The organism is Mycobacterium kyorinense (assembly GCF_001672775.1).
Taxonomy (GTDB): Bacteria; Actinomycetota; Actinomycetes; order Mycobacteriales; family Mycobacteriaceae; genus Mycobacterium; species Mycobacterium kyorinense_A.
This window is the reverse complement of the sequence record NZ_LZKJ01000139.1, coordinates 1-14,396: the sequence shown is the minus strand read 5'-3', so window position 1 is coordinate 14,396 and position 14,396 is coordinate 1. Positions and strand designations below refer to the sequence as shown.

At 64.4% G+C, this 14,396-nt stretch carries 11 protein-coding genes; 7 read left to right on the top strand and 4 right to left on the bottom strand.

Annotation, left to right across the window (positions count from 1 at the left end; genetic code table 11):
- Positions 1-44: 44 nt before the first annotated feature.
- The 4 genes from yidC to rpmH are packed head-to-tail and all read right to left on the bottom strand — an operon-like array spanning position 45 to position 2,004.
- The gene (gene yidC, locus A5707_RS15255; protein WP_232000730.1) at positions 45-1,112 is read right to left on the bottom strand and encodes a membrane protein insertase YidC; all 1,068 of its coding nucleotides are present in this window, start codon (positions 1,110-1,112) and stop codon (positions 45-47) included.
- Between the two features lie 43 nt (positions 1,113-1,155).
- Positions 1,156-1,449, bottom strand: coding sequence for a membrane protein insertion efficiency factor YidD (gene yidD / locus A5707_RS15250; RefSeq protein WP_065015333.1), 294 nt, complete (start codon positions 1,447-1,449; stop codon positions 1,156-1,158).
- A gap of 35 nt (positions 1,450-1,484) precedes the next feature.
- On the bottom strand, positions 1,485-1,838 hold the full coding sequence (gene rnpA / locus A5707_RS15245; RefSeq protein ID WP_082969478.1) for a ribonuclease P protein component: 354 nt from the start codon (positions 1,836-1,838) through the stop codon (positions 1,485-1,487).
- A 22-nt stretch (positions 1,839-1,860) separates the two neighbouring features.
- On the bottom strand, positions 1,861-2,004 hold the full coding sequence (gene rpmH / locus A5707_RS23380; RefSeq protein WP_081968348.1) for a 50S ribosomal protein L34: 144 nt from the start codon (positions 2,002-2,004) through the stop codon (positions 1,861-1,863).
- Positions 2,005-2,621: 617 nt separating this feature from the next.
- Here rpmH and dnaA point away from each other — a divergent pair.
- From dnaA to A5707_RS23375, 7 genes are all read left to right on the top strand, one after another.
- The gene (dnaA, locus tag A5707_RS15240; RefSeq protein WP_065015299.1) at positions 2,622-4,106 is read left to right on the top strand and encodes a chromosomal replication initiator protein DnaA; all 1,485 of its coding nucleotides are present in this window, start codon (positions 2,622-2,624) and stop codon (positions 4,104-4,106) included.
- A 465-nt stretch (positions 4,107-4,571) separates the two neighbouring features.
- Positions 4,572-5,771, top strand: coding sequence for a DNA polymerase III subunit beta (gene dnaN / locus A5707_RS15235; RefSeq protein ID WP_065015298.1), 1,200 nt, complete (start codon positions 4,572-4,574; stop codon positions 5,769-5,771).
- A 9-nt stretch (positions 5,772-5,780) separates the two neighbouring features.
- Positions 5,781-6,929: a DNA replication/repair protein RecF gene (gene recF / locus A5707_RS15230; protein ID WP_065015297.1), complete on the top strand. Its 1,149-nt coding sequence runs from the start codon at positions 5,781-5,783 to the stop codon at positions 6,927-6,929.
- Complete coding sequence (locus tag A5707_RS15225) at positions 6,926-7,483, top strand: DUF721 family protein (RefSeq protein WP_065015296.1); 558 nt, start codon at positions 6,926-6,928, stop codon at positions 7,481-7,483. The genes recF and A5707_RS15225 overlap by 4 nt, the downstream gene beginning before the upstream one ends.
- 220 nt (positions 7,484-7,703) lie before the next feature.
- Positions 7,704-9,734 carry a DNA topoisomerase (ATP-hydrolyzing) subunit B gene (gyrB, locus tag A5707_RS15220; RefSeq protein WP_065015295.1) on the top strand — a complete coding sequence of 677 codons (2,031 nt, stop codon included), beginning with the start codon at positions 7,704-7,706 and terminating at the stop codon, positions 9,732-9,734.
- Between the two features lie 9 nt (positions 9,735-9,743).
- Complete coding sequence (gene gyrA / locus A5707_RS15215) at positions 9,744-13,508, top strand: intein-containing DNA gyrase subunit A (protein WP_065015294.1); 3,765 nt, start codon at positions 9,744-9,746, stop codon at positions 13,506-13,508.
- Between the two features lie 75 nt (positions 13,509-13,583).
- Positions 13,584-14,396: DUF3566 domain-containing protein (locus A5707_RS23375; RefSeq protein ID WP_082969482.1), on the top strand; the 813-nt coding region annotated here is incomplete at its 3' end.

The window sequence follows — 14,396 nt, the reverse complement described above, 5'->3', positions numbered from 1 at the left end:
CTGCGGTGGTGTTGTTCGTTGCCGTCAATCGTCACGCAGCGCGGTCACCGTTTCCGCTTTTTCGGTCTGGCCCCCGGACGCGGCGTCCGGCTGGGCGAATTGCCATCGCGCGTCGGTTGATTGGCCTTACCCGCTTTGGCCTTCGACCGGTTGGAGTCGGTTGCCTCACCGTTGGGTTCGGCGCTCGACGCCGCTGGCGCTTCCTCGGTCGCGGCCTTCGCCGACTCCGCTGCACCGCCCGGCGCAGACTTAGCGGGGCGCCTCGGCTTGGCGCCGGGCGCCGGCGCATTGGCCGCACGGCGCTCCAATGCCTCGCGCTTTTTCGCTTCGTCCTCTTTTTCGATCATCCCGAACACGTAGTGCTGCTGACCGAAGGTCCAGATGTTGTTGGAAAACCAGTACAGGATGATGGCCAGCGGCAGGAATGGCCCACCGACCACCACACCGAGCGGAAAGACATACAGCGCAAGCTTGTTCATCATCGCGGTCTGCGGATTGGCTGCGGCCTCGGGACTCTGTCGGGCAACCGACGCACGGCTGTTGAAGTAGGTTGCCACCCCCGCGAGGATCATCACCGGCAGGCCCACCGCAATGACGGCTGGGCGACTGAATTCGGTGAACGCGTCCAACCCGGTGCGCTGGGTCATGAACGCGCCGATCGGCGCGCCGAAAAGGTTGGCGTCCAGAAAATGCGCGACATCCGCCGGGGTGAACACGTAGTTGCCGGTAGCCCGGTTCTCGGCCACCGACAAGTGCGGCTGCCCAAACCCGCCCGTCGTCCGGTTGAACGAGCGCAGCACGTGATACAGCCCGAGGAACACCGGGAGCTGGGCCAGCATCGGTAGGCAGCCGAGGATCGGGTTGAAGCCATGCTCGCGTTGCAGCTTCTGCATCTCCACCGCCATCCGCTGGCGATCCTTGCCGTACTTTTTCTGCAGCGCCTTGATCTGTGGCTGCAGCTCCTGCATTTGACGGGTGGTGCGGATCTGCCGGACGAACGGCTTGTAGAGGATTGCGCGCAGGGTGAACACCAGGAACATCACCGACAGCGCCCATGCGAAGAAGTTCGAGGGGCCCAGCACCGCGGCAAACGCCTTGTACCAGACCCACATGATCGCGGACACCGGGTAGTAGAAGATGTCCAGGCTGAACAGATCAAAGGACAACGGACGCACTCTCCCCTTGCTTCACTGGGGCGCCGTTGGCATGCCCCATCTGGGCCGGAACTGTCCGGCGCTCAGGTATCGGATCCCATCCTCCCCGATGCCATGGTCCGCACTTCACCAGCCGGGCTGCAGCCAGCCAGCTCCCCCGCAGCAGGCCGTATTCGGCCAGCGCCTCGACGGCGTATTGACTACAGGTCGGGATGAACCGGCAGGTCGCCGGTCGCAGCGGCGACACCATATGCCGGTACAGCTGGATCAAGAAGATCAGCCCGCGTGCTGTCATCGCGCCGGTCCTGCCGAGTCGGCTGGTCACCGCCTTCACCGCCCTGGTCCTGTCGCCTGGCGGATCCGCTCTAACCCGGTGCGCAGTTGCTGCTCTAGCCGCGGCGAGATCGCATGCCGACTGCTGGGCAGCGCGCGGATCACCACCTGGTCAACATCGTCCAAGTCGGGTAACACCGCTCGCGCCACATGCCGCAACCGGCGCGCCACCCGATGCCGTTCCACTGCGGAGCCAACCGATTTCGCGATGATCAACCCGATCTTCGCCGACGGCGCGGGCGGACCCTGCCGGGCGTGGATTACGACGTCGGGTTGCACGGCTCGCCGTCCGTGCTTGACCGTCGCGTCGAAATCTGCGGACCGCGTCATGCGGTTGCGCGCGGGAAGCACCGCTCTGACACCTGGGGAAGGGTCAGGCAGTGAGTGAGCGGCGCCCCTTGCGACGCCGGCTGGAAACGATCGCGCGCCCGGCCCGGGTGCGCATCCGCAGCCGGAAGCCGTGCACGCGGGCCCGACGCCGGTTGTTCGGCTGGAAGGTCCGCTTGCCCTTCGCCACGGCTCTCTCCTCGTCGCATCTGGCATCGCATTCTGCCCACTTAGTGATGTGGGTCGGACGCGATCGCCCGCACGAAGCCTTCGGTAGGCTCTGTGTCTCGGTGGTAACCGGCGCGGGCCCCGGGCGGATGTCCCGGATCGCTGCCGTATCGCCGACTTTCGGGCGACTGTTCGAGGGTACTGACGAGGCCTCTCCGGGTCAAACCTGCTCCCGCGCGACCGCCCCCCACCCCGAGGGTCGCTCCCGTCCGGGACCCAACCCGAGCTCAATTCTTCACTGTTTTCACACCCGCCACGGCGCTCGTCGCAATCTCATCGGGTCGCCGGCGAATGTTGCGGAATGGTTGGCACTTGCACGGAAAACTGTTAGCTTCGGGCGGTGCAGTTTTCAAGCTGTTCCAGACCGGAACGGTCCCCGACAACGTAGCGAGGATGGCGGTTCGGCCCACTGCCCAGGCAACCTAATGCTGGCTGTCGACAGCGCCGATTTCGCATGCCGTCGCCGACAGATAGTGCCGCGATGACGACCCTCCTGTCCACACCTGTGGATAACTATGTGGACAGTTCGTCGGCGCGATTAGTGGTTGTATCTCGAGTTCGAAGCAGGGGGATCCGTCGTTGAGCGATGATCCCGGTGCAGGTTTTGCGAACGTCTGGAACGCGGTTGTCTCTGAGCTCAACGGCGAAAGCCACCCCGACGACACCCCCAGCAACGGCGAACCCTTCCTCACACCGCTGACACCCCAGCAAAAGGCCTGGCTGAACCTGGTGCAGCCGCTCACGATCGTCGAAGGCTTTGCTCTGCTGTCGGTCCCCAGCGGCTTCGTGCAAAACGAGATCGAGCGGCATCTCCGCAGCCAAATCACCGATGCGCTGAGCCGGCGGCTCGGACAACAGGTCGAGCTCGGTGTGCGCATCGCCCCGCCGCCCGACGACGAGCCAGACTCGATAGCGCTGCCGGACGACTCCGATGAAGTCGACGACGATCGCGAAGCACTCGCCTCCGCGCACGCAAACTGGCCGACTTACTTCACCGAACGGCCCAACGGCAACGACGCGGCGGCTGCCGGCGGCACCAGCCTCAACCGTCGCTACACGTTTGACACCTTCGTCATCGGCGCATCCAATCGGTTCGCTCACGCAGCGGCCCTGGCGATTGCTGAAGCCCCGGCCCGCGCCTACAACCCGTTGTTCATCTGGGGTGAGTCCGGACTTGGCAAGACGCACCTTCTGCATGCGGCCGGCAACTACGCCCAGCGACTGTTCCCCGGCATGCGCGTCAAGTACGTCTCCACCGAAGAGTTCACCAACGACTTCATCAACTCACTCCGCGATGACCGCAAGGTCGCCTTCAAACGCAGCTACCGCGACGTCGACGTGCTGCTCGTCGACGACATTCAGTTCATCGAAGGCAAAGAAGGCATCCAGGAAGAGTTCTTCCATACGTTCAACACGCTGCACAACGCCAACAAGCAGATCGTGATCTCTTCCGACCGCCCGCCCAAACAGCTGGCAACCCTGGAAGACCGACTGCGGACCCGCTTCGAGTGGGGGCTGATCACCGATGTGCAGCCGCCCGAGCTCGAGACCCGCATCGCCATCCTGCGCAAGAAGGCGCAGATGGAACGCCTGGCTGTTCCCGACGATGTACTCGAGCTGATCGCCAGCAGCATCGAACGCAACATTCGCGAGTTGGAAGGCGCGCTGATTCGCGTCACCGCATTCGCGTCGCTGAACAAGACTCCGATCGACAAGGCACTCGCCGAAATCGTCCTGCGCGACCTGATCGCCGATGCCAGCACGATGCAGATCAGCGCCGCCACGATCATGGCCGCCACTGCTGAATACTTCGATACCACCGTCGAGGAACTCCGCGGGCCGGGGAAGACGCGCGCGCTGGCCCAGTCCCGCCAAATCGCGATGTACCTGTGCCGCGAGCTCACCGACCTGTCGCTGCCCAAGATCGGACAGGCATTCGGCCGAGACCACACCACGGTCATGTACGCCGAGCGCAAGGTTCGCGGCGAGATGGCCGAGCGACGTGAGGTCTTCGATCACGTCAAAGAACTCACCACCCGCATCCGCCAGCGCTCCAAGCGCTGACTTTCGAAAATTTTTTTGGCCTCCGATGCTGTGTATGCAGCTGTGAACAACCCGTTTGCATGAGCCGGCCGCGTTGCGGCATGTCGTGCAGAAGCCGCATGATCCCCAGCAGCTGCACACAAACCCCACAGCAGTCCGCAGCATCATCCACAGCCCATCGGCGCCCCCAGCAGCACTGATGCCGTGGCGTCCCCAGTCTGCACAGGACTTACTACTGTTACTGGTATCTCTTCGTAGTTTGTTCTTCGAAAAGATCCCTGGGGAAGCACCGTTCCACACGTGGGATGCCAACGCGGCCGCGTCGAGTGTCATTGCGATCGATTAGCTTTCAAGATGGCGCCAGACGCTCTACGGTTGTTGTTCGACTGCCAGTTAGGGCCGTCGCGGCGGATTACATGCACAGGCGTTCGTCACCGGGGAGTAGCCGCTGAGTATGAACCTTGTTCGAGGTGATGAAGGGACGCTATGGACGTGGCGACGACGACCAGAGTCGGCCTCACTGACTTGAAGTTCCGCCTGGTGCGGGAAGACTTCGCCGACGCGGTGGCGTGGGTGGCGAGGAATCTGCCTTCTAGGCCCACGGTGCCAGTGCTTGCCGGTGTACTGCTGACCGGCTCAGACGACGGGCTGACCATTTCGGGATTCGACTACGAAGTGTCCGCGGAGGTCCGACTCGCCGCTGAAATCGCTTCTCCTGGAACGGTTTTGGTATCCGGCAGGCTGCTGTCGGATATCACTCGGGCGTTGCCGAACAAACCCGTGGACGTCCACGTCGACGGGACCCGGGTGTCGTTGACGTGCGGAAGTGCCAGGTTTTCGCTGCCGACGATGGCTGTTGAGGACTATCCGACGCTGCCGGCGCTACCCGAAGAGACCGGGGCGTTGTCGGCAGATCTGTTCGCTGAAGCCATCGGCCAGGTTGCCGTCGCAGCCGGCCGTGACGACACCTTGCCGATGCTGACCGGGATCCGGGTGGAGATTTCCGGTGACACGGTGGTGCTGGCTGCCACCGACCGGTTCCGGTTGGCGGTTCGCGAGCTTTCCTGGTCGGCGATCACGCCCGATATTGAAGCCGCGGTGCTGGTGCCCGCCAAGACGTTGGCAGAGGCCGCCAAGACCGGTACCGACGGCTCGGAGGTGCGGTTGTCGTTGGGCGCGGGATCCGCAGTCGGTCAAGATGGCTTGCTCGGGATCAGCGGTAACGGCAAGCGCAGCACCACCCGCTTGCTGGATGCCGAGTTCCCCAAGTTCCGCCAGCTGTTGCCGACCGAACATACGGCGGTGGCCACGGTCGGAGTCAGCGAGTTGACCGAAGCCATCAAACGTGTCGCGCTGGTCGCCGATCGGGGCGCGCAGGTCCGAATGGAATTCAGCGAGGATGCGCTGCGACTTTCGGCCGGGGCCGACGACGTCGGGCGCGCGGAAGAGGATCTGCCGGTCGAGTTCGCCGGTGAGCCGTTGACGATCGCATTCAACCCGACCTACCTGACCGACGGGCTGGGGTCGCTGCATTCGGAACGGGTTTCGTTTGGCTTTACCACGCCTAGCAGGCCCGCGGTGTTACGGCCCGCATCCGATGACGGTGCGCCAAGCGATAACGGTCCCTTCCCTGCCGTGGTGACCGACTACGTCTACTTGTTGATGCCGGTCCGTTTGCCCGGTTAGCGGGGTCGCGTGTACGTGCGTCGTCTTGGCCTGCACGACTTTCGGTCGTGGGCAAATGCCGACCTGGAATTGGGACCCGGGCGTACGGTTCTGGTCGGCCCCAATGGCTACGGGAAGACGAATTTGGTTGAAGCACTGTGGTATTCGTCGACGCTGAATTCCCACCGGGTGGCCACCGACGCGCCGCTGATCCGGGTGGGGGCGTCGCGGGCGGTGGTGTCGACAATCGTGGTCAACGACGGCCGGGAATGCGCGGTCGACCTGGAAATAACAGCTGGGCGCGCCAACAAGGCGCGGCTCAATCGCACGCCGGTGCGCAGTGCCCGTGAAGTGGTGGGCGTCTTACGTGCGGTGCTGTTCGCGCCCGAAGATTTGGCGCTGGTCCGCGGCGACCCCGCCGACCGCCGTCGCTACCTAGACGACTTGGCCACCGTCCGCCGGCCGCGGATCGCGGGGGTACGGGCTGACTACGACAAAGTCTTGCGTCAACGCACAGCGTTGCTCAAGTCCGCGGCCGGCGCTCGATACCGAGATGATCGCGGGGTGCTGGACACCCTTGACGTCTGGGACGGACATCTGGCCGCCCGCGGCGCCGAGTTGATGGCGGCCCGGATGGAGTTGGTGAACGAATTGGCCCCCGAGGTCCAGAAGGCCTACGAGCTGTTGGCCCCCGGTTCGCGATTGGCTTCGATCGGCTACCGAACCAGTATCGATACCTCCCCCGACGACGGCATCGACACGGGGTTCCTCGAAACCGCCTTGTTGGCGGAGATGTCCCGGCGGCGCGACGCCGAACTGGAACGCGGGGTGTCGCTCGTTGGCCCGCACCGCGACGATTTGGAGTTGCGGCTCGGTGATCAGCCCGCGAAAGGCTTTGCCAGCCACGGGGAATCGTGGTCGATGGCGTTGGCGCTGCGGCTGGCCTCCTACGAATTACTGCGCGCAGACGGAGGTGAGCCGGTGTTGTTGCTCGACGACGTGTTCGCCGAACTCGACGTGGCCCGGCGGCGAGCCTTGGCCGCCGCGGCGGCATCGGCGGAGCAAGTCCTGGTGACCGCAGCAGTCGCCGACGACATACCCCATGACTGGGATGCCACCCAGGTGACTATCGCATTGCACGACGGTGATGACGGGCGCATCTCGGTGGTGCAACCATGACCGGCGCCGAGTCGGGTCCGCCGGAACACCTCCGCGGCTTACCCGGTATGGACCTCGTCAGGCGCACCCTGGAGGAGGCCCGTGGCGCTGCCCGGAGTCAGGGCAAAGACATCGGGCGCGGCCGGCCGTTGGGCCCAGCTGTGCGCCGCGTAGCCGGCAGCTCCAGCCGCCGGCGCTGGTCTGGGCCAGGCCCCGATACTCGAGATCCGCAGCCGCTGGGCCGGGCGGCGCGTGAGGTGGCCAAGAAGCGGGGGTGGTCTGCACAAGTCGCCGAGGGAGCCGTGTTCGGGCAATGGTCGACGGTGGTGGGTCCGCAGATCGCCGAACACGCTACGCCGACTGCGCTGCGCGACGGGGTGTTGAGTGTGTCGGCCGAATCCACCGCCTGGGCGACGCAGCTACGGATCATGCAGGCCCAGCTGATAGCAAAAATCGCCGCGGAGGTCGGAAACGGTGTGGTGACCGCGCTGAAAATCACCGGACCGACGGCTCCGTCGTGGCGGAAAGGCCCGCTGCACATCGCCGGACGAGGCCCGCGCGACACCTATGGCTGAGAGTTGGAACGATCGGCTCACGGCCGTCAGAAGGAAGCAAGTTCGTCTGGCAGGCGTCAGGACGCAACCAAGCGTGAAAAATTCCGCGCACGAGCCGGATAGCTGTGTAGAAACGCCCTCGCAGAGTCGGTGCTGTCGGCTCTTACCGGTAGACTGGCCGAGAACCAGCGCGCGGTAACTGCACCGCGTCAACGCTAACCCCAAGGAGAGCTGTCCGACCGTGGCTGCCCAGAAGAAGGCCCGCAATTCGTACGACGCCGGGGACATCCAGGTTCTTGAAGGGCTGGAGGCCGTTCGCAAACGACCGGGCATGTATATCGGGTCTACCGGCGAGCGGGGTCTGCACCATCTTATCTGGGAGGTCGTCGACAACGCGGTGGACGAAGCCATGGCCGGTTTCGCCTCCAAAGTGGACGTCAAGATCCTCGAGGACGGCGGCGTCCAGGTGACCGACGACGGCCGCGGCATCCCGGTAGCGATGCACTCGACGGGCATGCCCACCGTCGACGTCGTGATGACCCAGCTGCACGCCGGCGGAAAGTTCGGCGGCGACGACGGCGCGTACGCGGTCTCGGGCGGTTTGCACGGGGTAGGCGTTTCGGTGGTCAACGCGTTGTCGACGCGCCTCGAGGTCGAGATCTCCCGCGACGGCTACGAGTGGGCGCAGTTCTACGACCATTCGGTGCCCGGGACCATCAAGCAGGGTGAGAAGACCAAGAAGACCGGAACGACGGTGCGCTTCTGGGCCGACCCTGACATCTTCGAGACCACCGAATACGACTTCGAGACGGTGGCGCGGCGGCTGCAGGAGATGGCGTTCCTCAACAAGGGTTTGACCATCGACCTGGTCGACGAACGGGTCGCCGCCGAGGAAGTGGTGGACGAGGTCGTCAGCGACACGGCCGAAGCGCCGAAGTCAGCGCGTGAGCAGGCTGATGAGCGCAATGCTCCGCAGAAGGTCAAGCACCGCACCTTCCATTACCCGGGTGGCCTGGTCGACTTCGTCAAACACATCAACCGCACCAAGAATTCGATCCACAGCAGCATCGTCGATTTCTCCGGCAAGGGCACGGGCCATGAGGTCGAGATCGCCATGCAGTGGAACGCCGGCTATTCGGAGTCGGTGCACACGTTCGCCAACACGATCAACACCCATGAGGGCGGTACCCATGAGGAGGGCTTCCGCGCGGCGCTGACCTCGGTGGTGAACAAGTACGCCAAAGACAAGAAACTGCTCAAGGACAAAGACCCCAACCTCACCGGCGATGACATCCGCGAGGGTCTGGCCGCGGTGATTTCGGTGAAAGTCAGCGAACCGCAGTTCGAGGGCCAAACCAAGACGAAGCTGGGCAACACCGAAGTCAAGTCGTTCGTGCAGAAGGTTTGCAACGAACAGCTCACCCACTGGTTCGAGGCCAATCCCAGCGACGCGAAGACCGTGGTGAACAAGGCGGTGTCGTCGGCGCAGGCGCGCATCGCCGCCCGCAAGGCCCGAGAACTGGTGCGGCGCAAGAGCGCTACCGATTTGGGTGGGCTGCCCGGCAAGCTCGCCGACTGTCGCTCCACCGATCCGCGTAAGTCGGAACTGTATGTGGTGGAGGGTGATTCGGCGGGCGGCTCCGCCAAGAGCGGCCGCGACTCGATGTTTCAGGCGATCCTTCCGTTGCGTGGCAAGATCATCAACGTCGAGAAGGCCCGTATCGACAGGGTGTTGAAGAACACCGAAGTCCAGGCGATCATCACGGCGCTGGGTACCGGAATTCACGACGAATTCGACATCACCAAACTGCGCTACCACAAGATCGTCCTGATGGCCGACGCCGACGTCGACGGTCAACACATCTCCACCTTGCTGCTCACCCTGCTGTTCCGCTTCATGCGACCGCTGATCGAACACGGGCACGTGTTCTTGGCGCAGCCGCCGTTGTACAAGCTGAAGTGGCAGCGCAGCGATCCCGAGTTCGCGTACTCCGACCGGGAACGCGACGGCTTGCTCGAGGCCGGGCAGAAGGCCGGCAAGAAAATCAACAAGGACGACGGCATCCAGCGTTACAAGGGCCTCGGCGAAATGGACGCCAAGGAGCTGTGGGAAACCACGATGGACCCGTCGGTGCGAGTGTTGCGTCAGGTGACCCTCGACGACGCGGCTGCGGCCGACGAGCTGTTCTCCATCCTGATGGGCGAGGACGTCGAAGCCCGCCGCAGTTTCATCACCCGTAATGCCAAAGACGTTCGCTTCCTAGACGTTTAAGGGAATTTGATGACAGACACCACGCTGCCACCGGGCGGTGACGCCGCCGATCGCGTCGAGCCGGTCGACATCCAGCACGAGATGCAGCGCAGCTACATCGACTACGCGATGAGCGTCATCGTCGGTCGCGCGCTGCCAGAAGTGCGCGACGGCCTTAAGCCGGTACACCGCCGGGTGCTCTACGCGATGTTCGACTCCGGGTTCCGCCCCGACCGTAGTCACGCGAAATCGGCGCGCTCCGTTGCCGAGACGATGGGCAACTACCATCCGCACGGCGACGCGTCGATCTACGACACCCTGGTGCGGATGGCCCAGCCGTGGTCGCTGCGCTACCCGCTGGTCGACGGTCAAGGCAACTTCGGCTCGCCCGGCAACGACCCGCCAGCGGCCATGCGGTACTGCACCTCCGGAGATACGTTGGTGCGCTTACCCTTTGGGCAGTCAGTGCGGATCGGCGACGTCGTTTCTGGCGCCCGTCCCAACTCCGATAACGCTCTCGAGTTAAAGGTTATCGACCGGCACGGCGACCCCGTTCTTGCCGACCGTCTGTTCCATTCAGGCGAGCACGAAACGTTTACCGTGCGAACTGCCGAAGGCTACGAGGTCACCGGTACCGCCAACCACCCGTTGCTTTGCCTGGTCGACGTCGGTGGTGTGCCGACGCTGCTATGGAAGCTGATTGAAGAGATCCGCCCCGACGACCATGTCGTGCTACAGCGGACCCCGCCATTGGAACTCGGCCCCGCCGACTGGAAGCCGACGATGGAAGCGCTTCTCCTCGGCGCTCTCATTAGCGAGGGCTTTGTCTCGGACAGGCGTGCGGGTTTCAATAACCTCGACCGCAGCTACTTCGACATCGTCGTTGCTGCGTACGACGCGGTCGTGGGCGGCCAGCGCTATGTTTCCGCGCGGACAATCCGCTCCGGCTCGATACTCCACGAGCTGGATGTCCAGAACCTCACCGCGCTGAGGACGTCACGGCTCGGCGACTTGTGCGGCCAGCGATCGGCGAATAAGTATGTGCCGGAATGGCTGTGGCACTCCTCCGCCGCGGTCAAGCGGGTGTTCCTACAAGCGCTGTTCGAGGGCGACGGGTCGTGCTCAGCACTGCCGCGCAACACAATCCAGGTGTCCTACTCGACGCGGAGCAAACAGCTTGCTAAAGACGTGCAGCAAATGCTGCTGGAGTTCGGTGTCGTGTCCAAGCGCTACCGGCACGCCGTCGGCGAGTACAAGGTCGTCATCACCAACCGCGCTCAAGCCGAGCTCTTCGCCAGCCAAGTCGGCTTCGGCGGCGCCAAGCAAGAGAAGCTCGTCGGCATCCTGTCGTCCATGCCACCGGGTGCCGGCATGGACACCGACCACGTCCCCGGGCTGGCGCGATTCATACGCAGGTACTGCGGCAGCCGCTGGGTCGACAAGGATTGGCTGAATCGTCACAACATCGATCGGTTATCCCGCTGGCGCCGCGACGGCGCAGAGATCCTTTCCCACATCGCCGATCCTGACGTCCGAGCGATCGCGACCGAGCTGACCGATGGCCGGTTCTACTACGCCAAAGTCGCCAGTGTCACCGACGCCGGCGTGCAGCCGGTGTACAGCCTGCGGGTCGACACTGACGACCACGCTTTCATCACCAACGGGTTTGTCAGCCATAACACCGAGGCGCGGCTGACTCCGCTGGCAATGGAGATGCTGCGCGAAATCGACGAGGAGACAGTCGATTTCGCGCCGAACTATGACGGCCGGGTGCAGGAACCGACGGTACTGCCGAGCCGGTTCCCTAACCTGCTCGCCAACGGGTCGGGCGGTATCGCGGTCGGTATGGCCACCAACATCCCGCCGCACAACCTGCGCGAGCTGGCGGAAGCAGTGTTCTGGTGCCTGGATAATTTCGACGCCGACGAAGAGGCGACGTTGAAGGCGGTCACCAAGAAGGTCAAGGGCCCCGACTTTCCCACGTCCGGGTTGATCGTCGGCTCCCAAGGCATTTCCGACGCCTACGCGACCGGCCGCGGCTCGATCCGGATGCGCGGAGTCGCTGAAATCGAAGAAGATTCCCGCGGCCGAACCTCGTTGGTAATCACCGAGTTGCCCTACCAGGTCAACCACGACAATTTCATTACCTCGATCGCCGAGCAGGTTCGCGACGGCAAACTCGCCGGCATCTCCAACATCGAGGACCAGAGCAGCGACCGGGTCGGGCTGCGCATCGTCATCGAGCTCAAACGCGATGCGGTGGCCAAGGTGGTGCTGAACAACCTCTACAAGCACACCCAGCTGCAGACCAGTTTCGGCGCCAACATGCTGGCGATCGTCGACGGTGTGCCGCGCACCCTGCGGCTCGACCAGCTGATCCGCCATTACGTGGACCACCAGCTGGACGTCATCGTGCGTCGCACCACCTACCGGTTGCGCAAGGCCAACGAGCGCGCCCATATCCTGCGCGGTCTGGTCAAGGCGCTCGACGCGCTCGACGAAGTGATCGCGTTGATCCGGGCCTCGGAAACCGTCGATATCGCCCGGCAGGGCCTGATCGAGTTGCTCGACGTCGACGAGATCCAGGCACAGGCGATCCTCGACATGCAGCTGCGCCGTCTGGCTGCGTTGGAACGCCAGCGCATCATCGACGACCTGGCCAAGATTGAAGCCGAAATCGCCGACCTGGAAGACATTTTGGCCAAACCGGAGCGGCAGCGCCGCATCGTGCGCGACGAACTCAAAGAGATCGTCGACAAGCACGGCGACGACCGTCGCACCCGGATCGTGGCCGCCGACGGCGATGTCAGCGACGAGGATCTGATCGCCCGCGAGGACGTCGTCGTCACGATCACCGAAACCGGGTACGCCAAACGCACCAAGACCGACCTGTATCGCAGCCAGAAGCGCGGCGGTAAGGGCGTCCAAGGGGCGGGTCTCAAGCAGGACGACATCGTCCGGCACTTCTTCGTGTGCTCAACCCACGACTGGATCCTGTTCTTCACCACGCAGGGCCGGGTGTATCGGGCCAAGGCCTACGACCTGCCGGAGGCGTCCCGGACAGCGCGCGGACAACATGTGGCGAACCTGTTGGCCTTCCAGCCGGAGGAGCGCATCGCTCAGGTCATCCAGATTCGCAGTTACGAGGACGCGCCGTATCTGGTGCTGGCCACCCGCAAGGGCCTAGTCAAGAAAACCAAGCTGACCGATTTCGACTCCAACCGGTCCGGCGGAATTGTCGCGGTCAATCTGCGGGATGGCGACGAACTGGTCGGTGCCGTGCTGTGTTCGGCCGACGAGGATCTGCTGCTGGTCTCGGCCAATGGGCAGTCGATCCGGTTCTCCGCCACCGACGAAGCGCTGCGACCGATGGGCCGCGCCACCTCCGGTGTGCAGGGCATGCGGTTTAACACCGACGACTATCTGCTCTCGCTGAATGTGGTGCGGGAAGGCACATATCTGCTGGTGGCAACGTCCGGCGGCTACGCCAAGCGCACCGCGATCGAGGAGTACACGGCTCAGGGCCGCGGGGGCAAAGGCATCCTCACCATCCAGTACGACTCGCGTCGTGGCAGGCTGGTTGGGGCGTTGATTGTCGATGACGACAGCGAGGTGTATGCCATCACCTCCGGCGGCGGGGTGATCCGTACGGCGGCGCGGCAGGTCCGTAAGGCCGGTCGGCAGACCAAGGGCGTTCGGTTGATGAACTTGGGCGAGGGCGACACACTGTTAGCCATCGCACGCAATGCTGAAGAAGCCGCAGTAACCGACGACGCGGAGGAGGCAGGCACCTAGCCTGGTTCCCGACAAGGAGCCGGGCGTCGGAGCCTGCCCGACGCGACTCAAGGCGCGCATACCAAAGGAGCCAGGGTGAGTTCATCGAACGAGCCGGGTCCCGCCGAATCGGGCGACAACCCCAACGGGGATGGCTCGGCCGACCGCGGGGGCTCACACCGATCGGAGGCCCGTCCGCCTGCTCGGGGACCCGACAGCGGGGATGTGCCGCCGTGGCAGCGCGGCGGGGCGCGGCCGTCGCAACCGCAGCACCGGCCCCCGTCGGAGTCGGCGGGGCACCATGAGCCGCGGTCCTCAGCGCACTCCCCCGGCGTCGAAGCCCGGTTGACTCGGTTCATTTCGGGCACAGCCGCGCCGGGTGCCGGCTCTGCCACGCAGTCCAGTCATCCGAAGGCGCCGGCGCATGACGCGGATGCTCCGCCCGCCCGCGGGGACAGTCGCCACAACGAGGCCTACGCCAGTGAGCTCCCCGACCTGTCCGGCGCGCCGCCGCGGTCGGCGCCGCGCAAACCCCCGCCGGATCGCGCACCTGACAGCGCGCGGGCCTCGGAGCCGAGTAGGCCGGCAAGCCGACTTCAGGTAGGGGCGCGGTCGCGCGGGCCGGTGCGGGCCAGCATGCAGATCCGGCATATCGACCCATGGAGCACGCTGAAGGTGTCGCTGGTGCTGTCGGTGGCCCTGTTCTTCGTCTGGATGATCGCCGTCGCTTTCCTGTACCTGGTGCTCGGCGGTATGGGCGTGTGGAGCAAGCTCAACAGCAACGTCGGCGACCTGCTGAACAACACCAGCGGCAGCAGCGCCGACCTCGTCTCCAGCGGCACGATCTTCGGTGGCGCGGTGCTGATCGGCCTGGTGAACATCGTGCTGCTCACCGCGATGGCCACGATC

Coding starts and splice junctions, on each gene's coding strand:
- yidC (WP_232000730.1), bottom strand. CDS start 1,112: ATGTGGGTCTGGTACAAGGCGTTTGCCGCGGTGCTGGGCCCCTCGAAC.
- yidD (WP_065015333.1), bottom strand. CDS start 1,449: ATGACAGCACGCGGGCTGATCTTCTTGATCCAGCTGTACCGGCATATG.
- dnaN (WP_065015298.1), top strand. CDS start 4,572: ATGGACGTGGCGACGACGACCAGAGTCGGCCTCACTGACTTGAAGTTC.
- A5707_RS15225 (WP_065015296.1), top strand. CDS start 6,926: ATGACCGGCGCCGAGTCGGGTCCGCCGGAACACCTCCGCGGCTTACCC.
- gyrA (WP_065015294.1), top strand. CDS start 9,744: ATGACAGACACCACGCTGCCACCGGGCGGTGACGCCGCCGATCGCGTC.